The 17,926-nt window shown below is 67.6% G+C and carries 18 protein-coding genes; 10 read left to right on the top strand and 8 right to left on the bottom strand.

What is annotated here, in order from left to right; all coding sequences use genetic code 11:
* The first annotated feature begins 157 nt into the window (after window positions 1–157).
* Window positions 158–712 carry a hypothetical protein gene (locus tag DWV11_RS09540; RefSeq protein WP_115788646.1) on the top strand — a complete coding sequence of 185 codons (555 nt, stop codon included), beginning with the start codon at window positions 158–160 and terminating at the stop codon, window positions 710–712.
* Between the two features lie 16 nt (window positions 713–728).
* On the opposite strand, the gene iolB is transcribed toward DWV11_RS09540, so the two are convergent.
* Both iolB and DWV11_RS09530 read right to left on the bottom strand, forming a co-directional pair.
* Window positions 729–1,634: a 5-deoxy-glucuronate isomerase gene (gene iolB, locus DWV11_RS09535; RefSeq protein WP_115788645.1), complete on the bottom strand. Its 906-nt coding sequence runs from the start codon at window positions 1,632–1,634 to the stop codon at window positions 729–731.
* Between the two features lie 41 nt (window positions 1,635–1,675).
* Window positions 1,676–2,416: a GntR family transcriptional regulator gene (locus DWV11_RS09530; protein ID WP_115788644.1), complete on the bottom strand. Its 741-nt coding sequence runs from the start codon at window positions 2,414–2,416 to the stop codon at window positions 1,676–1,678.
* Window positions 2,417–2,701: 285 nt separating this feature from the next.
* Between DWV11_RS09530 and DWV11_RS09525 the strand changes: the two genes are divergently transcribed.
* From DWV11_RS09525 to DWV11_RS09505, 5 genes are all read left to right on the top strand, one after another.
* Complete coding sequence (locus DWV11_RS09525) at window positions 2,702–3,700, top strand: substrate-binding domain-containing protein (RefSeq protein ID WP_115788643.1); 999 nt, start codon at window positions 2,702–2,704, stop codon at window positions 3,698–3,700.
* Window positions 3,701–3,767: 67 nt separating this feature from the next.
* A complete protein-coding gene (locus DWV11_RS09520) occupies window positions 3,768–4,820 on the top strand; it encodes an ABC transporter permease (RefSeq protein ID WP_115788642.1) in 1,053 nt (350 codons plus the stop codon).
* Window positions 4,821–4,833: 13 nt separating this feature from the next.
* The gene (locus tag DWV11_RS09515; protein ID WP_115788641.1) at window positions 4,834–5,769 is read left to right on the top strand and encodes an ATP-binding cassette domain-containing protein; all 936 of its coding nucleotides are present in this window, start codon (window positions 4,834–4,836) and stop codon (window positions 5,767–5,769) included.
* A gap of 45 nt (window positions 5,770–5,814) precedes the next feature.
* Window positions 5,815–6,123 carry a Gfo/Idh/MocA family protein gene (locus DWV11_RS09510; protein WP_245953530.1) on the top strand — a complete coding sequence of 103 codons (309 nt, stop codon included), beginning with the start codon at window positions 5,815–5,817 and terminating at the stop codon, window positions 6,121–6,123.
* Window positions 6,095–6,544: a Gfo/Idh/MocA family protein gene (locus tag DWV11_RS09505; RefSeq protein ID WP_136017892.1), complete on the top strand. Its 450-nt coding sequence runs from the start codon at window positions 6,095–6,097 to the stop codon at window positions 6,542–6,544. The genes DWV11_RS09510 and DWV11_RS09505 overlap by 29 nt, the downstream gene beginning before the upstream one ends.
* On the opposite strand, the gene DWV11_RS09500 is transcribed toward DWV11_RS09505, so the two are convergent.
* From DWV11_RS09500 to DWV11_RS09490, 3 genes are all read right to left on the bottom strand, one after another.
* Window positions 6,541–8,454, bottom strand: a complete 1,914-nt coding sequence (locus DWV11_RS09500; protein ID WP_245953529.1) for an alpha-amylase family glycosyl hydrolase — start codon at window positions 8,452–8,454, stop codon at window positions 6,541–6,543. The genes DWV11_RS09505 and DWV11_RS09500 overlap by 4 nt on opposite strands.
* Window positions 8,455–8,551: 97 nt before the next feature.
* Entirely contained in the window at window positions 8,552–9,589 is a 1,038-nt protein-coding gene (locus tag DWV11_RS09495; protein WP_115788639.1) for a LacI family DNA-binding transcriptional regulator, read from the bottom strand.
* Window positions 9,586–10,998: an MFS transporter gene (locus DWV11_RS09490; RefSeq protein WP_245953528.1), complete on the bottom strand. Its 1,413-nt coding sequence runs from the start codon at window positions 10,996–10,998 to the stop codon at window positions 9,586–9,588. Before DWV11_RS09490 ends, DWV11_RS09495 begins: the two co-directional genes overlap by 4 nt.
* A gap of 75 nt (window positions 10,999–11,073) precedes the next feature.
* Here DWV11_RS09490 and DWV11_RS09485 point away from each other — a divergent pair, with 75 nt between their 5' ends.
* The 3 genes from DWV11_RS09485 (at window position 11,074) to DWV11_RS09475 (ending at window position 14,765) form a co-directional block, all read left to right on the top strand.
* Window positions 11,074–12,261, top strand: coding sequence for a Gfo/Idh/MocA family protein (locus tag DWV11_RS09485; protein ID WP_115788638.1), 1,188 nt, complete (start codon window positions 11,074–11,076; stop codon window positions 12,259–12,261).
* Between the two features lie 11 nt (window positions 12,262–12,272).
* A complete protein-coding gene (locus DWV11_RS09480; protein ID WP_115788637.1) occupies window positions 12,273–13,274 on the top strand; it encodes a sugar phosphate isomerase/epimerase family protein in 1,002 nt (333 codons plus the stop codon).
* Between the two features lie 279 nt (window positions 13,275–13,553).
* Window positions 13,554–14,765, top strand: a complete 1,212-nt coding sequence (locus DWV11_RS09475) for a Gfo/Idh/MocA family protein (protein ID WP_115788636.1) — start codon at window positions 13,554–13,556, stop codon at window positions 14,763–14,765.
* A 48-nt stretch (window positions 14,766–14,813) separates the two neighbouring features.
* Here DWV11_RS09475 and DWV11_RS09470 read toward each other — a convergent pair whose 3' ends face one another.
* On the bottom strand, window positions 14,814–15,590 hold the full coding sequence (locus tag DWV11_RS09470; RefSeq protein ID WP_115788635.1) for a gamma-glutamyl-gamma-aminobutyrate hydrolase family protein: 777 nt from the start codon (window positions 15,588–15,590) through the stop codon (window positions 14,814–14,816).
* Between the two features lie 57 nt (window positions 15,591–15,647).
* Between DWV11_RS09470 and DWV11_RS09465 the strand changes: the two genes are divergently transcribed.
* Window positions 15,648–16,778: an LOG family protein gene (locus tag DWV11_RS09465; protein WP_115788634.1), complete on the top strand. Its 1,131-nt coding sequence runs from the start codon at window positions 15,648–15,650 to the stop codon at window positions 16,776–16,778.
* 142 nt (window positions 16,779–16,920) lie between these two features.
* Here DWV11_RS09465 and DWV11_RS09460 read toward each other — a convergent pair whose 3' ends face one another.
* On the bottom strand, window positions 16,921–17,106 hold the full coding sequence (locus DWV11_RS09460) for a hypothetical protein (RefSeq protein WP_115788633.1): 186 nt from the start codon (window positions 17,104–17,106) through the stop codon (window positions 16,921–16,923).
* A complete protein-coding gene (locus DWV11_RS09455; RefSeq protein ID WP_115788632.1) occupies window positions 17,094–17,873 on the bottom strand; it encodes a creatininase in 780 nt (259 codons plus the stop codon). Before DWV11_RS09455 ends, DWV11_RS09460 begins: the two co-directional genes overlap by 13 nt.
* Window positions 17,874–17,926 lie beyond the last annotated feature (53 nt).

Raw genomic sequence — 17,926 nt, 5'->3', positions numbered from 1 at the left:
GGAGCCGTCCCGGCGACAATGGACGATCAGAAGGACCGGAACCCACCCCGGGCCGCAGCCCCCTCACACATATCGTCTAGGGCTGCGGTTGCGGGTCCAGGACTTAGACGGACTCCTCGGGGACACTCTCCACCGATTGTCCTTTTCGGACGCAGTTGTGGTCGCGGACCAGATGTTGTCGGAGCGGGCCGACGCGCCGTATCTCCGCTCCAAAGGCCATCTTGAAGAGCTTTGCGCCTTGCTTCCCAAAGCCGCTCAACGGGAACGCATGGCAACGGCCGTGGCTTTTGCGGATCATCGCTCCGAATCCGTGGGCGAGTCCTTCAGCCGGGCAGTGATCGCGCAGCTTGGCTTCGAGGTTCCGGATTTGCAGTTCCACGTGATGGGGCCGTCCGGAGAGGTGGCCCGCACGGACTTTTACTGGCCGCGGCGGAAACTCGTGGGCGAATTCGACGGCCACACTAAATACACCCGTGCCCGGGAGCTCAGTGGAAAGTCAGTCTCGGAGGTAGTGGCGGAAGAGAAAGCCCGCGAGGACCGGATCCGCGAACTGGGTTATGGCGTGATCCGATGGGAAGGGGATGAACTGACCCGGCCCGAAAGGCTCGCAGCCAAATTCCTACGCGCCGGTGTTCCCCGTGCGCGGAGGTTACCGGCCCAAACGTGGGTAACCCGCTCAAATTTCGGCGGGCTACCACGTTTAAGCCGGTGAAGGGGGCAAGCGGACCTTAGGCCGTGAACGGCAGGCGGGGGTCGACGTCGGCGTCCTCCCAGGTGGTGCGCACCCAGCCGTGGTGCTCGTCGTCGCTGATGAGCCACTTGCGCACTCGGCCGGGGCCGGCCATGACGTTGAGGTAGTACATGTCGTAGCCGGGGGCGGCCATGGCGGGGCCATGCCAGCCGTAGGGAACCAGGACGACGTCGCCGGTGCGGACTTCGCCGCAGATGTCGATGGGGCGCTCGTCGGATGCGGAGACGCGAACGTAGCCCAGCGGGTCGGTTCCTGCGGGACTGCCGGCGGGGACGGGGGAGCCTTCGGCGAGGCGGGTTTCGAAGTAGTAGATTTCCTCGAGCGCGGTTTCGCCGTCTTTTTCCTCGTCGTGCTTATGGGGCGGGTAGGAGGACCAGTTCCCGGCAGGGGTGATGACTTCGCAGACGATGAAGCGGTCCGCTTCGAGGGCGGCGGGGGTGCCGAAGTTGTGGACCTGGCGCGAGCAGTTGCCGGCACCGCGGAGTTCCTGCGGGGTCTCTTCGGCGCGGACCAGGCGGGTGGGGTACTCCGCCTTGGCCGGTGCCAGGGCGACGGCGACCCGGCCGCCGCCCGCGCTGCTTACCGAGGCGGCCTTACCGATGCCGGTGTAGAGGACGTCGGTGGTGCCGTGGAAGACGCTCCTCCGGCCGCGCAACTCGTGCTCCCCACCGTCCACCGTCACCGTGAAGGACCCCTCAAGCGGGATAACGATGCGCTCCTCGGCGGCGGCGTCCAGGGACACGGTTGCGCCGGGGGCCAGGGTGGCGACCTTCAGCCCGGTGTGGGCCCAGCCGTCCACCTTGGTGCTGCTGTCGTGCGCGCCAAGGGAGACCTGCCAGTCGCCGTCGGCTGCCTGTCCTGAGGGGTAGACCCATTCGGCCATGGGGGGAGCGTCCTTTCGATCGGGAGTGCCGGCCCCGCGCCTCAGCGCTGGACCAGCGTCATCTCAAAGGTGTAAGAGTCGGCCCGGTACACGTGGTGCCCGGTTTCAATGTTCCGGCCCGTGTCGTCTACGGCGGTGCGCTCCATCGTGACGAGCGCTGCGCCCGGCTCGCAGCCGAGCAAGCCGGCTTGGTATTCGTCCGCGACGGCGGCGCCGATCCTCTGCTGCGCGAGCCGGAAGTTGACCCCGGCGGTGCGCAGGAGGTCGTACATGCCGCGCTCGCTGAGGGTTTCCTCGCTCAGTTGTGCGACGTCGTCGCGCACCCAGTTCTCCATGAGCGCCAGCGGCTTGTTGCCGACGCTGCGGAGCCGGGTGAAGTGGTAGACGCCGACGCCGGCCGGCAGCTGCAGGGTGGTGCGCTGTTCTTCCTGCCCGGGGCCGTGGCTGAAGGACAGCACACGGGTGCTGGGCTTCTGGCCGGTGCGCAGGAGGTCGTCGTTGAGGCTGGAGAGCTCCAGGGGGCGGCGCACCTGGCTGGCGACCACCTGGGTGCCGACGCCGCGCTTGCGGACCAGCAGGCCTGCGCGCACCAGCTCATCCATGGCTTTGCGCATGGTGGGGCGGGAGAGGTTGAGGCGGCTGGCGAGCTCGATCTCGTTTTCCAGCCGGGAACCGGGTTCCAGGGCGCCCGAACGGATCATGCCCTCGATGCCCTGGACCACCTGGTGGTACAGGGGCACGGGGGAGGAACGGTCGATAGGGATGTTCAGGAGCTGTGACATTTCTCCGTCTCCTTCGGGATCGGGTGGCCGTGGCATGTCCGGTTGCAAGGACAAATGCCTTGCCTGAAGTTTAGGCCCGGAATCCGCGTCATGGCAGCGACACGCACCACCCGGAAGCCGTGGTTCATTTGTCAGCAGTAGCTGACATACGCCGGTTTCTACATCCCATTATTTATCGTGACGTAAATATGTCAAGACAAACTATTGACTCTTGTGATGCCGATCACCCATGATCAATTCCAGCCCCCCACGCCGTTCCGTGGGAAAGGATCGAAGGAGATTCGGATGAAGAAAAACACCTGGCGCCGTGTCGCCGCCGTCGCGTTTGTGGCACCCCTGCTGGCCGTCGCGGCCTGCTCCGCGCAAGGAGGCAGGCCCGCCGACAGCGGCACCGGCAATGGTGGCGGCCAGGCGGCCGTGAGCACCCCCCGCCTGAAGATCGCGATGATTACGCACGCGGCCCCTGGCGACACCTTCTGGGACATCGTCCGCAAGGGCGCCGAGGAAGCAGCCAAGAAGGACAACGTCGACCTGCTGTACACGAACGACCAGGAAGCGGGCCGCCAGGCCCAGCTCGTCCAGCAGGCCATCGACCAGAAGGTGGACGGCATCGCCGTCACCCTGGCCACCCCCGACGCACTCAAGGACGTCGTCAAGAAGGCAGTCGACGCCGGCATTCCGGTGGTGAGCTTCAACGGCGGCGAGGATGCCTTCGCCAAGCTCGGAGCCTTCACGCACTTCGGCTCGAACGAGAAGCTCGCCGGCGAGGCCGTGGGCACCAAGCTCGCCGCTGAAGGCTACAAGCACCCCATCTGCGTCATTCAGCAGCAGGGCCATGTCGGCCTTGAGGCCCGCTGTGCAGGGGTCAAGGAAAAGGTGCCGGCCACGGAAGTCCTGTACGTCAACGGCCAGGACATGACCAGCGTGCAGTCCACCGCCACTGCCAAGCTCCAGGCCACCAAGGACGCCGACGCCATCATCGGCCTGGGCGCCCCCATCACCCTGACCCTGCTGAAGTCCATCAAGGACGCCGGCAGTTCGGCGAAGGCAGCCAGCTTCGACCTCAACGCCGAACTGGCCCAGCAGATCGTGGACGGCAACGTCCTCTTCACCGTGGACCAGCAGCCGTACCTGCAGGGTTACATGTCGGTGGACTCCCTGTGGCAGAACAAGCGCGGTGGCTTCAAGATCGGCGGCGGCCAGGCGGTCCTGACCGGCCCGGCCATCATCGACAAGGAAAACGGCGCAGAAATCCTCAAGTACGCCAAGGAAGGCGTCCGCTAACACGGACGTCCCCCGGTGTGCCGTCCGGTTCCGGCCGGACGGCACCCCGCGACCCAGGAGTATCCCCATGTCAACAACTGTCAATGCTCCGCAGGCTCCCGTGGCGGATGAGCGTGTTGCGAAGCGAAACCCTTTCCAGAAGCTCATGGCCCGTCCGGAGGTCGGTGCCCTTGTCGGCGCAGTCGCGCTGTTCGTCTTCTTTGCCTCGGTGGCCCCCACGTTCACCCAGCCGAATGCGCTGGCCACCGTCCTGTACGGTTCCTCGACCATCGGCATCATGGCCGTGGGCGTCTCGCTGCTGATGATCGGCGGTGAATTCGACCTCTCCACCGGCGTCGCCGTGATTTCCTCGGCCCTTACCGCGGCCCTGTTCTCCTGGTATTTCTCGATGAATGCCTGGGTGGGCGTGGGTGTGGCCCTGGTGGTGTCGCTTGGCATCGGATTCATCAACGGCTGGATCCTGATCAAGACCAAACTCCCGTCCTTCATCGTCACCCTGGCCTCGTTCCTGATGTTGACCGGCCTGAACCTGGCCCTGACCCGCGCCGTCGGCGGCAGCGTGTCCTCGCCGTCGATCGCGAAGCTGGACGGCTTTGAGTCTGCCCGTGCGGTGTTCGCCTCCTCGATCACCATCGGCGGCGTGGAACTGAAGATCACCATCTTCTACTGGATCCTCCTGGTGGCCGTGGCCTCCTGGATCCTGCTGCGCACCAAGGTGGGCAACTGGATCTTCGCCGTCGGCGGCGACGACAGCGCTGCGCTCGCTGTCGGTGTGCCGGTCACCAAGACCAAGATCGGCCTCTTCATGGCCGTCGGCTTCTGCGGCTGGCTGCTGGGCATGCACAACCTGTTCGCCTTCGACGCCGTGCAGTCCGGCGAGGGCGTGGGCAACGAGTTCCTCTACATCATCGCGGCCGTGATCGGCGGCTGCCTGCTGACCGGTGGCTACGGCTCCGCGGTGGGCGGCGCGATCGGCGCCTTCATCTTCGGCATGGCCAACAAGGGCATCGTGTACGCGCAGTGGAACCCGGACTGGTTCAAGTTCTTCCTGGGCCTGATGCTGCTGCTGGCCACCATCGTCAACCTGATCGTCAAGCGCCGCGCGGACGCGAGCAAATAGGAAAGGCGCAACCATGACCGAGAACAGCACAGCCAAGCACATCTCCAACCAGACCCTGCTGGCCGACGAAACCGACCCGCTCACCGACCGCCCCGTTCACCTGCTCAAACTCGATAAGGTGGCCAAGCACTACGGCAACATCATCGCCCTGACGGATGTGACCATGGCCGTGGACAACGGCCGCGTCACCTGCGTGCTCGGCGACAACGGCGCCGGCAAATCCACCCTCATCAAGATCATCGCCGGCCGCCACCAGCACACCCACGGAACGTTCACGATCATGGGCGAGGAACGCAAGCTGGGCAGCCCGCGCGAGGCCCTGGACTCGGGCATCGCAGCCGTGTACCAGGACCTGGCCGTGGTCTCGCTGATGCCGATCTGGCGCAACTTCTTCCTTGGTTCGGAGCTGACCACCGGCTTTGGTCCCTTCAAGCGCCTGGACGTGGCGCGGATGAAGGAGATCACCAAGAAGGAACTGAAGGACATGGGCATCGACCTGCGCGATGTCGAACAGCCCATCGGCCAGCTCTCCGGCGGCGAACGCCAGTGCGTGGCCATCGCACGTGCCGTGTACTTCGGCGCCAAGGTCCTCATCCTCGACGAACCCACGGCCGCCCTGGGCGTGAAGCAGTCCGGCGTGGTGCTGCGCTACATCCTGCAGGCCCGCGACCGCGGCCTCGGGGTCATCTTCATCACCCACAACCCGCACCACGCCTTCCCCGTCGGCGACCGCTTCCTGCTGCTCAAGCGGGGGCGGAGCATCGGCTACTACGACAAGAAGGACATCACCCTCGAAGAGCTCACAGCCCAGATGGCCGGCGGCGCCGAACTGGCCGAACTCGCCCACGAACTCGAACAGCTCGGCGGGCACAGTGAGCAACTCAAGGAAGTCCGGGCAGAAGCCGCCGCTGTGCAAGCGGACGCGCCGGCAGAAAGCAGGAACACATGACCATCAGAGTCGGAGTGATCGGCGCCGGAATCATGGGAGCCGACCATGCCAGGACTCTCAGCCGTTCGGTCCGGGGCCTCGCACGACTCGACCCATGCGGCCCTGGTGACCGCCTGCCTGGCCGCCGGCAAGCCGGTCCTGTGCGAGAAGCCGCTGGCCCCCAGCGTGAACGAGTGCCGGGACCTCGTGGAGCTGGAAGGGGATCGCGGCCCGGTGTCGCTGGGCTTCATGCGGCGCTTCGACCCCGGGCATGTGGAGCTCAAGCGTTTTCCTGCCCAGGTACGACGTCGTCTGGTAGCTCGTGCGGGACGGCCGGCTGGGTGCGGTGACGCAGAGCGTGGCGGACTACGGTGAGTTCCTGCCGCCGTCGCACCGCGCCTATGACCCCGCCCTGGCGGGCGGACCGCTCCTGGACCTGGGCGTCTACTTGTTCGCCTTGGCCACCGACCTGGCCGGCGAGGCCACGGCCCTGACCGCGCGCGGAGCCACTGTTCCGGGCCGCGGCGGGGAACCGGTCAACGGGCAGCTCTCCGCGCTACTGGTTTTCGACGGCGGCGCCCGGGCCGCACTTGCCGCCACCATGGGCGGTTTCACCCCCGCCACGTTCACCGTAGTAGGCACCGAGGCCGCCCTGGTGAGGGATGGCCCGTTCAACGGCCCCGGCGGCCTGACGGTCCGGAGCACGGACGGCACGGAGCCCCGCTGGGACGGGAAACCCGGCAGCCACATGGACGGGCTGCTGGGCATCGTGTACCCGGGGGAGCAAGCGCCCTAACCCGCCGCCTTGACCGCCAGCCACACGAACTCCTGGGCCCCCAGCGTCAGGCCGTCCACCAAGGACACGGCCCGGCCGCCCAGGAGTTCGGTGGCTCCGGCTTCGAAGCCTGAGAGGGTCCCGGCGGAGACGTGCTGGGCCGTATCTGCGAAGTTCGCCAGGACCAGGACGGTGCGGCCGGCCCCCGGGCGTTGGTAGCCCAGGACGTGCCGGTTGTTGGCGTTGAAGCCGATGAGGGGGTTCCCCGCGAGCTCAGGGGTCGCGGAACGCACGTCGAGCATCCGCCTCAGGCCCGCGAAGATGGCGCCCTCCGGCGTCGATGGATCCCCGCGGTGGGCGTAGCGCCCGGCAGGGTAGTGCGGGCGGTGGACCCAGCGGCTGTCGGCCTCATGGCCCGGCTCGTCCGCGTAGCCGTAGTCGTTGAGCTGGCCCACCTCGTCGCCGAGGTAGATGAGCGGGATGCCGCCGGTGCTGATCGCGATCGAGTGCAGCAGGAGCACCCGGCGAACCGCCTCCGGTGAGCCGTCTTCGAGGCCGCACAGGGACGCCGTCGTACCCGAAATACGGCAGTCCCCGGTGCGCGGGTTGTCCTGGAACGCGACCCCGCGCGCGAAGCTTCCCGGGAAGCGGTTGACGTAGAAGGAGTTGAGGAAGCGGCGGTGGTCGAAGCCGTTGATCCCGAGCTCCGCGGCGTCCTCGTCCGCGAAGGTCCAGCCGATGTCGTCATGGCTGCGTACATAGTTGACCCAGGCGGTTCCGTCCGGGAGGTTGTGGCGCCGTTCCAGGGCCTGGGAGAGCAGGGAGGCGTCCCGCGTGGCCAGGGCCTCCCAGCCGAGGGCCATTTCCAGCGGGTTATAGGAGATCTGGCATTCGGCGGGGTCGATGTATTGCACCACCTCATCCGGGTGGACGATCGCTTCGGATTTGAACAGCAGCGACGGCGCGGCCAGGCGGCACACTGCGTTGAAGCCGCGCAGGAGCTGGTGAGCCTCGGGAAGGCTCTCGCACGCGGTGCCCAACTGCTTCCAGATGAATGCCACCGCGTCCATGCGCAGGATCTCCACCCCTTGGTTCGCGAGGAACAGCATCTCCCCGGCCATCGCCCGGAACACGGCCGGGTTGGCGTAGTTGAGGTCCCACTGGAAGGTATGGAAAGTGCACCAGACCCACCGGCCGTCCGGCTGCTGCACGAAGCTGCCCGGGTGGTCGTCCGGGAAGATCTCCCGCACCGTCCGCTCGTAGGCGTCAGGCATGGTGCGGTCCGGGAAGATCCAGTAGTAGTCGGAGAACTCCTGTTCGCCCGCGGCGGCACGCCGCGCCCATTCGTGCTCGTCCGAGGTGTGGTTGAAGATGAAGTCCACCACCAGGCTGATGCCGTTGGCCCGCAGTTCCGCGGCGACCTCCCGCAGCCCGGCCATGGTGCCGAGTTTCGGATTGACGTCCCGATAGCTGGACACCGCGTAGCCACCGTCCGAGTTGGGCTCGGGGGCGAGGAAGAGCGGCATGAGGTGCAGGTAGCTGAGGCCGAGCTCTTTGAAATAAGGGATGCGGCCGCGCAGGCCCTCGAGGTTTTCGGCGTAGCGGTCCACGTAGCAGACCCCGCCGAGCATGTCTCCGGCAGCGAACCATTGCGGCTCGGCCTCGCGCCGGGCGTCGAGCTCCTTCAAGTCCGCGGGGCGCTCCTGCCACGATCTGGCGCACTCCACGACGAGGGCGGCCAAGTGCTCCTCCCAGTCCGGGCGTGAGCCGTAGAGCGAGGAGAACAGCTCCCGGAGCACGGGCACGTACTGGTCCACGCGGGCGAAAAAGGCTTTCCAGTCCGGTCCTTTGCGGCGGAGCCCCGGTTCCGCTTCCAGGGCCGCGAGGACCTGCTTAAGCGTCCCGTTTCCGTCGCTGCTCATTCCGCCCATGGGACCTCCTTGTACACCGTGCGTGGCAGCAGCCGCACAGGGAAAGTATGCGCTGCATCACATACTGTAGTGGCCTCCGGGGCGCGCATGAAAGCGCTTACGCATCTGTGACCCGCACGGAAGACCGCTCCACCACCACAGGTTCGAGGAGGAGCCGGCGCGCGGGCGCCGCCGGGGCAGCCATCCGGTCCAGCGCCATCTGTGCCGCCTCGGCCCCGAGCCTCCTGCTGTGGCCGTCCACCGTGCTCAGCCGGATGTAGCCGTAGGCGGCCAGCGGGGAGTCGTCGTAGCCAAGGACCGAGACGTCTTCGGGCACCCGCAGGCCGGCGTCACGCAGGGCGGCCATGGCACCCAGGGCCATCACATCGTTCGCGGCGAATACCGCGGTGGGCGGTGCGCCCGCGGCCCGTTCGCCCGCTTCCAGGGCCTGCCGCATCGCGCGGAAGCCATCCGCCTCGTCCGTGCCGCCGTCGAGGCCGTACACCAGGGGTTCGGCCCCGGCCGCCGCCATTGCCCGGACAAAACCCTGACGGCGGTGCTCCGCCGGTGCGCCTTGCCCGCTCAGGTGCGCGATGCGCCGGTGACCCCGCTCCAGCAGGTGCCGGGCGGCAAGCTGCCCACCGGCGTCGTCGTCCCCGGCCACCACGTCGGCCGGCCCGCCGTCTTCGAGCGAATTTCCGAGCAACGGAGTGAGGCTTCGGGTGCCCGCGATAACCAGGGGGACGCGCACGTCGCGCACCATCTCCGGAGGCGCCTCGGCGGCCACTACCAAGGCGTCAACGTGCTGGGCCAGGAAGCCGTCCACCGGGTTGCGGCCGCTGGCTTCCTCCAACCGCAGGTCCGCGACGGTCAACGTGTAGCCTGCCGGGTCCAGCACTGAGCGGGCCCCGGCCAGCAGCTCCACGAACCACGGGTTCCGGAAGTCGTCGATCAACAGGCCCACCGAGCGGGTGCTCTGGCTGGCCAGCGCGCTCGCGGCCTGGCTGGGGCGGTAGCCCAGCTCCTGGATCGCCTTCTTCACGGCCTCGCGCTTCGCCTCGGCCACGTGCGGGGCGTTCCGCAGGACCAGCGAGACCAGCGACTTCGAGACGCCGGCGCGTTGGGCGACGTCGTAAATGGTGGGGCGGGCGTTCATGCCCTCACCTTGCCCGCAGGGCGCCCGCTGACAGAGGTGCCCGCGTTGCGCGGCAGGAAGAAGCAATCGAGAACGCTGAGCAGCATGAGCGCGGCCACCGCCAGCAGGGCGGCCCGGTACGGGTCGGCCGAACCGTGGGCGGCCGGCAGGAGCCCGGCGCCCAGCCGGATGAACAAGGCCCCGACGGCGACCCCCAGGGCGTGCGCCAGCTGCACCAGGGTATTCGCGACCGCGTTGGCGCTGGCCAGCTGCCCGGCCGAGACGTCGGCGTACTGGACGTTCATGTACGCGGAGAAGCCGAGGGAGCGCAGCGCCCCGGAGAGTGCCAGGAGCGCCACGATGGCCGCATCCGGGGTCCCGGGTCCCAGGGCGGCGCAGGCCACGAAGGTGAGCGCCGATCCGATGCCGGCGAGCACCAGCAGCGGCTTGAAGCCAAAGCGTCGGATCAGCGGAGTAGTGGCGGGTTTGATCGCGATGTTCCCGATGAACACGGCCGTCACGAGCGCACCTGCGTGCACCGGATCCCAGCCGAAGCCGTCCTGAAACAGCAGGGGCAGCAGGAACGGGACGGACGTGATGGCCACCCGGTACACCAGGCCACCGGTCTGGGTGGCGCGGAAAGTGTGCACGCGGAAGACGCTGAGGTCGAAGAGGGCGCCCGGGCCGCGGCGGCGCATCCACTGCGCCGCGCCGGCCAGGAATCCTGCGCTGAGCAGCAGGAGCACGACGGCGGCAGCGGCCTGCGTGCCGGCGCTGAGCAGTTCCAGCCCGGCCACCAAGGCCCCCACGCCCAAGGTGGTGAAGCCAACGCCGGGCCAGTCCAGCCGTGCCCCGCGGTCCGGTGCGGTGCGGGGCACGAGCCGCAGAGCAACGATGAACGCCGCGACGCCGAGCGGCAGGTTCACCAGGAAGATCCAGTGCCAGGACAGGTACTGGGTGAGCAGCCCGCCTACCAGCGGTGCCAGGACCGGGGCCATGAGGCCGGGCCAGACCAGGAACGCCGTCATCCGCAAGAGTTGGTCCTTGGGCGTATCCCGCAGGACCAGCAGCGATCCGACGGGCACCATCATGGCTCCGCCCAGGCCCTGCAGGGCACGGAAACCCGTCAGGGCCCACAACGTCGGGCTCAGGGCGCAGAGCAGCGAGGCGACGGTGAACACCGCGATGGCCAGGCAGAAGATCCGCCGGAAGCCGAAGCGGCCGGCCAGCCAGGAACTGGCCGGGATCCCCATGGCCACGGCCAGGAGGTAGGCCGTCATGGCGATGTTTGCATCCGCGGCGGCCACCTCTAAGTCCCGGGCGATGGCGGGCAGCGCCGTGGCCAGGGCCGTGCCGTCGAGGAACTCGAGGAAGAAGGCCGCGGCGACCAGCAGGGCCAGCGCAGTTCTATTGGTGTATTGACAGGACAAATTACTCAGCCTTACTCTCGTTTGGAGCGCTCCAAATGTTACCTCCCGCACACCTCAATTTCCAAGGAGAGCCCCATGAGCAAGACGCTGGGTGTCGCCGTCATCGGTGCCGGCATGGCCGGCAAGTCCCACGCTGCCGGCTACCGCGTTGCCAGCAGCCTTTTCGCCCCGACGCTGCCGGAGGTCAAACTGGTCTCCATCGGGGATGTCAATGCCGGGTTCGGCCAGGCAGCCGCACGCCGCTTCGGCTACGAACGCCACGACGCCGACTGGCGCGCCATCGCCGAAGCCGATGATATCGACGTCGTCTCCGTGGTAATCGCCAACTCCCTGCACCGCGAGGTAGTGGAAGGCCTGCTCGCCGCCGGCAAGCACGTCTTGTGCGAGAAGCCGCTGTCCGATTCCATTGCCGACGCCGAGGCAATGCTCGCCGCCGCCCGCGCCGCAGAGGAACGCGGCGTGCTCGCCCGCATCGGCTACACCTACCTCCGTTCGCCCGCCATCGCCGCCATCCGGACGCTGATCGACGACGGCACGCTGGGCCGGCCGCTGCACTTCTCCAGCCGCTACTGGACCGACTACTCTTGCAGCCCGCACGCTCCCATGAGCTGGCGCTACAAGGGTGCGCCGGGCTCCGGGGCGCTGGCCGACCTCGGCAGCCACACCACGTATATCTCGGAGTTCCTCTGCGGCAAGACCTTGGCGGTCTCCGGCGGGCAGTTCCACACCGCGATCGAAAAGCGCCCGCTGCCGCTGGGCGCCGTCATGGGCCACGACCACGGCGCCGTGAGCGACGTCTTCGAGCAGGTGGAAAACGACGACTACGCCGCCTATGCCGCGGAATTCGAACACTGCAAGGGCAGCCTCGAGGTCTCCCGCATCGCCGCTGGCCACCCCAACTCGCTGACCTTCGAGATCTTCTGCGAAAACGGCGCCGCACGCTACGACCAGGACCGCCCGGCCGAATTCGGTCTCTACCTTAACCAGGGCCCGTATGCCCGGAACGGCTACCGCCAGGTCCTCATCGGCCCGGAACTGCCGTACGTGGCCAACGGCATGGCCATGGACGCCCCGGGCGTCGGCTACAACCACAACGACTCCTTCGCCTACCAGTCCCGCGCGTTCCTCGAAGAGGTCGCCGGCCTCTCCGCGGAGGAATCCCTGCCGCGCTGTGCAAACTTCGACGACGGCTTGCGAAGCATGACCATCCTGGACGCCGTGGCCCGCTCGGCGGCGGCCGGCGGCTCCCGCATCGAACTCTGAGAAAGACCATCATGAAACTCGGGATCTACAACGCCATCCTGCATGACCGCTCCCTGCCTGATGCCCTCAAGGTCATCGCCGACCTGGGCCTCACCGGGATCGAATTGAACACCGGCGGCTTCCTGCCCGCCGTCCACGTGCCCACCCTGGACGACATCCTGGCCTCCGACGCGGCACGGGACGACTTCCTGGCCCTGTTTGAAGGCACGGGCGTGTCCATCGCCGGCCTGAACTGCAACGGCAACCCCCTGCACCCCAAGCCGGAAATCGGACAGAAGCACGCGGAGGATATCCGCCGCTCCATCCGACTGGCCGAACGGCTGGGCCAGCACCGCGTGGTCACCATGTCCGGCCTGCCTGGCGGCGAGCCCGGCGCCACCGTCACCAACTGGGTGGTCAACGCCTGGAATTCCGCGGCCCTGGACGTCCTGGACTACCAATGGGGCGTGGCTGTGCCGTTCTGGAAGGAAATCGACCTCCTCGCCCGCGGCCACGACGTCAAGGTGGCCCTGGAACTGCACCCGCAGAACCTGGTGTTCAACACCGCCGACGTCCGTCGGCTCGTGGAGCTGACCGGAGCGACGAACGTGGGCGTCGAGCTCGACGCCTCGCACCTGTTCTGGCAGCAGATGGACCCTGTCGCGGTGGTCCGTGAGCTTGGCCCGCTGGTGTTCCATGCCGCGGCCAAGGACGTTCGCGTCAATGTCCAGCACGCCCGGCTCTACGGCGTGCTGGACAACAGCTTCCGCCGGCTCTCCCCGGACGAGCCCCGCACCAACCTCGGCGGCGACGAATGGGCCAACGAGTGGCCGAAGGAATCCGCATGGGACTTCGTGGCCCTGGGCCGCGGCCACGACACGGCTTACTGGGCCGAGTTCCTGCGCGCCCTGCGTGAGGTGGACCCGGACATGCTGGTCAACATCGAGCATGAGGACGTCTCGCTCGGCCGTATCGAAGGCCTGGAGGTCGCCGCCAAAGTCCTCAAGGATGCCGCGGCCCTGGTGGAGGCATAAGCGTCGTCCCGAGGGCCCCGACGCGAGCTTGCGAGCGTTGGGAAGGGACTTACGCGGCGTCGTCCCGAGGGCCCCGACGCGAGCTTGCGAGCGTGGGGAAGGGACCAACGCGGCGTCGTCCCGAGGGCCCCGACGGCGGTACGCGGCTTGGGCGCCGCCATAGGGTACTAAGAACTATTGACAGGACATACTGACGTTCATATGATCGTCTGGCGTTCTGCGTGAGGCGCGCCACACAGCCGTGGCCTGCACTCCCTCCGACAGCTGAAAGGCAAGTCCATGTCCCCTGAAATCCGTAGTGTCGGTGTCGGCCTGATCAGCGTCGGCTGGATGGGAAAGCTGCACGCCAAGGCGTATACGCAGCTGCCCCTCGTGTACCCGGAACTGGGGATCCGTCCTCACCTGGTGATCGCCGCGGACACCGAACCCAAGCGGATCGAATATGCCAAGGATGTCCTGGGCTTCGCGGAGGGCACCACCGACTACCGCGAGGTCCTCGCCCACCCGGACGTCGACGTCGTCTCCATCTGCGCGCCGAACTTCCTGCACGCCGAGATCGGCATCGCCGCTGCGACGGCAGCGAAACACTTCTGGATCGAAAAGCCCGTGGGCCGGGGGATCGAGGAGACCGAAGCGGTGCGCAGTGCCGTGATCGAGGCGGGCGTCCACAGCTCGATCGGTTTCAACTACCGGCACGCCCCCGCCGTCGAGCACGCCCGCGAGCTGGTGGCGAAAGGCAAGCTGGGCCGCATCACGAACGTCCGCGCCGAATTCATGGCGGGCTACTCGGCCGAACCCCACGGGGCGCTGTCCTGGCGCTTCAACCGAAAACTCGCCGGCAGCGGTGTGCTGGGCGATCTGTTCAGCCACGCCGCAGACCTGTGCCAGTACGTCGTCGGTCCGATTTCCGATATCACGGCCCTGACCAGCACGGTCCACACCGAACGCCCGAAGCTGGAGATGGGCGAGGGCACGCACTTCGCGGTCATTGAGGACGGCGAGATGGGACCGGTGGAGAACGAGGACTATGCCGCGGCGCTGGTGCGCTTTGGAGCCGGCGCCCAGGGGGCCGGTGCGGTCGGCACCATCGAATCTTCCCGGGTTGCGGTGGGCCGGGACTGCGGCTACCGCCTGGAGGTCTATGGCACCGAGGGCTCCCTGAAGTGGGACTTCGAACGGATGAACGAACTCCAGGTGGTGTTGGGCCGCAGCAACGACGAGCAGGGCTACACCACGGTGATCGGCAGCCCCCGGCACGGCGACTACGCCCGCTTCCAGCCCGGACCCGGCTGCGCCATGGGCTTCGATGACCTGAAGGTGATCGAGGCGAAGAAGTTCCTGGTGGCGGTCACCGGCGGGGAGCAGTTGAACTCCAACATCCACGACGCCGCCTCGGCCGCCGCGATCGTCTCCGCCGCGGAAGCCTCCGCCGCGGACGGGCAATGGAAGGCCGTCCGGCTGCTGGACGGCACCACCGCCGCCGGCGCCTGACGCGCCCCGCTTATGCCGCACCATTTCCCGCCAGCCACAACTGAGGACTCAGCTGCCGCCAGCAGGGTCCCGGCACACGTCCACGAAGGCCTGGAACGGTGCCAGCCGCTGTTCGTCTGGCAATTGGCCCGTCTCCGGATGCCACTGCATGGACACCACCCAGCGTCGGGGATCCTCCAAGCCTTCGATGGTGCCGTCGTCGGCCACTGCGGTAACCACGAGGCCGTAGCCTACCCGGGCGACTGCCTGGTGGTGGCCGGACGCGATCCGCACGCTGCGTGAGCCGCCGTACAGGGCGGCGAGCCGGGAGCCAGCGGTCAGCCCGACGTCGTGCCACGCCCATGAGTCCTCGGCCCGGCCGTCCTGGGCGTCGGCAGCCGGGTCCGCGCTTGTCGCGAGCCGGTGCAGCACTTCGGAAGGGTGCATGTCCTGGATGAGGGTGCCGCCGTAGAGCACGTTCAGGAGTTGGTGGCCGCGGCAGATTCCCAGCACCGGGATCCCGGCTGTGATGCCCGCCTTGCCCACCACGATGTCGAGCTCGTCCTGGGCGGTGTTGACGTCGTACAGCGCCGTGCCGGGCTCCTCGCCGTAGAGGCCGGGGTTGAGGTCGCCGCCGCCGGGCAGCAGGACACCGTCGAGTCCACGGACGTCCCCCGCGGAATCGCCGGCGGAATCCAGCAATACTGTTTCCGCACCGGCCCTGCGGAGCAGTTCGACGATGGATTCGAAGAGGCCGTTGGCCTTGCCGACGCGCGGATCGGCGCCTTCGGAACTGCTGAGCCGGACGGGGATGCCGATGCGCGGGAAACCTTGTGAAGGCTGCATCTGCCCATTCTGCTACGGAGCTGCCCGGAAAAGGCACCCCATGCCTAAGCTGATCGAATGACACCCTCCGGCCGACTGAACCCCAGCCCGCGCACCCTCGACGTAGAAAGCGTGGCGCACTTCGACAGGCTGGTCGGTGCCGGTGCCGGGACGATGCACGGCTGGCACGCCCAGTCACTGGACCTGCGGGGCCGCAGCCGCGAACTCAAGGCCCTCGACGCCCAAGGCGCCATTTTCCTCGGCTGCACCTTCGACGCCGGCGTCGAGGACAACCTGCGCAGCCGCGGCGCCCTGATCTTCCCGAAACTGCGCGGCATCCCTTTCAATCCGTATCGGGGCAGCCTGTACACCGCGGCTGAACTCTACGAGGACATTGCCGGGCACGAGTACGAGGCCACCCCGGACGCCCGGATCTACCAGTGGAGCATCCTGCCCGGGCAGCGCACCAGCCTCGACGCCACCCTCGCTGCAGCCCTTCACGACCACGCCATCGGCGACGCCCTGGAGGAGGCACTTTCCAACGGGGACTTCGCCGGCACCCGGCTGGTGGGCGTCATGGGCGGCCATGCGGCCTGGCGCGGTACCCCGGAATACGCGGACGCCGCGCGGCTCGGCCGGCTGCTCGCCCGCCACGGCTTCACGGTGGCCACCGGGGGAGGCCCCGGAGCGATGGAGGCCGCCAACTGCGGCGCCTACCTCAGTGGATTGCCCGACGGCGACTTCACCGCAGCGCTCGGAACTCTTGCCGCCGCGCCGGGCTTCCGCCCCTCGGTGACGGACTGGGCGCGGACGGCGGCCGCCGTCGTCGGGCAACATCCCGGAGGGACCGCGACGCTGGGCATTCCCACCTGGTTCTACGGGCATGAGCCGCCCAACCTCTTCGCCACCCACATCGCCAAATACTTCGCGAACTCAGTGCGGGAAGCGATCCTGCTGGAACTGTGTACAGGCGGGATCGTGTTCCTGCCTGGGTCGGCAGGCACGGTGCAGGAAATCTTCCAGGACGCCTGTGAGAACTACTACGGCGCGCCGGAAACCATTACGCCCATGGTGCTGGTGGGGCGCGAATACTGGCAGGAAAAATACCCGGCATGGCCGATGCTGCAGGCACTTGCCGTTGGAAAGCCAATGGCCGGCCGCATCCACCTCGTGGCAACGGTGGAGGAGGCGCTCGCGGTCCTGGAATAGGCCCCTCCCGGGTGCGGACATGTCCGCACCCGGCTGCGGCCAGTGGACATATCGCGAATGTGTCCACTGGCCGCGGTGCAGGAGGGACATGTCCCGTCCTGAACACTGGCCGCGGTGCAGGAGGGACATGTCCCGTCCTGAATCAGGCTTCGATGATGTTGTGTTCGGGGCCGTAGCCGAATTTGGTGATGTTTTCTGCTGAGTCCTGGCCGATGACGAGGATGTCGTGTTCGCGGTAGCCGCCGGCTCTTTTCAGGGATGGGTGTCTCCTTTTCAGGGTTGGGTGGAAGGGAAGATGGCTTGAGGAATCTGCGGTCAGGGCAGCCATAGTGCGAGTTCCGTGCTGACCGCCTCCGCGAGGGCCTTGGAGGTCCGTTCAAGCAGGAGCCGGCCGGCGGCCTCCGAGGCGGCCTTGGCCGAGGAGAGGCAACCCGACTCAGGCGTGAGTTCGGCCCGCACCGGCAGCACGTCGTAGCGGGGGAGCTGTGCGGCGGGCAAGTCCATGACGCGGTCCGGGCGCACGAGCTCCGGGTACAGGTGGAGCATGAGGGAGGTTTCGAGGACCCCGCCGTGCTCCACGTCCCAGCCAGGAAAGGAACCGCAGTAGATCTCCTCGATGGTGTCCTCGTCGACGAAGTCCCAGTAGGAGAGCAGGATGGCGGATACATCCTGGCCGTGCAGCGACAGTTCCGCCGTGGCCTGTTCGGCCCCTTCGTAGAGGAATTGGTAGTTTTCGAAATGCCCGTTGAGGAACACCAGCCGGTGGGCGCCGTGCCGTGCGAACTCGAGGGTGAGGGTCCGGGCGATCGAGATCAGCGTGGCCGCGTCCAGGCTGGTGGTGCCGCCCAGGTGGTTGCCGCCCCCCGAACGCTGCTGCGACTTGTACCCGTACACGATCGGCGCAGCGACGAGGCCTCCAATGGCGCCGGCGAGGCGGGCGCCCATGGCCTTGGACAGAACGACGTCCGTATTGAGCGGCAGGTGGGGTCCGTGCTGCTCGATCGAGCCGACCGGAATGATGATCGGCGCGCCCTCCGCAATGGCCGCGCGGTAGGTGAACGCGTCGAGCTCTTCCATGTAGACGCTGCTGGGCATGGTTCTCCTAGGGAAAGGGGTGGCGGCGGGTCGCTGACCCACCGCCACCGGGT

The organism is Arthrobacter silvisoli (genome assembly GCF_003369445.1).
Classification (GTDB): Bacteria; Actinomycetota; Actinomycetes; order Actinomycetales; family Micrococcaceae; genus Arthrobacter; species Arthrobacter silvisoli.
Note: the sequence above shows the minus strand (reverse complement) of the source record. Positions and strands in the feature narration are given on the sequence as shown.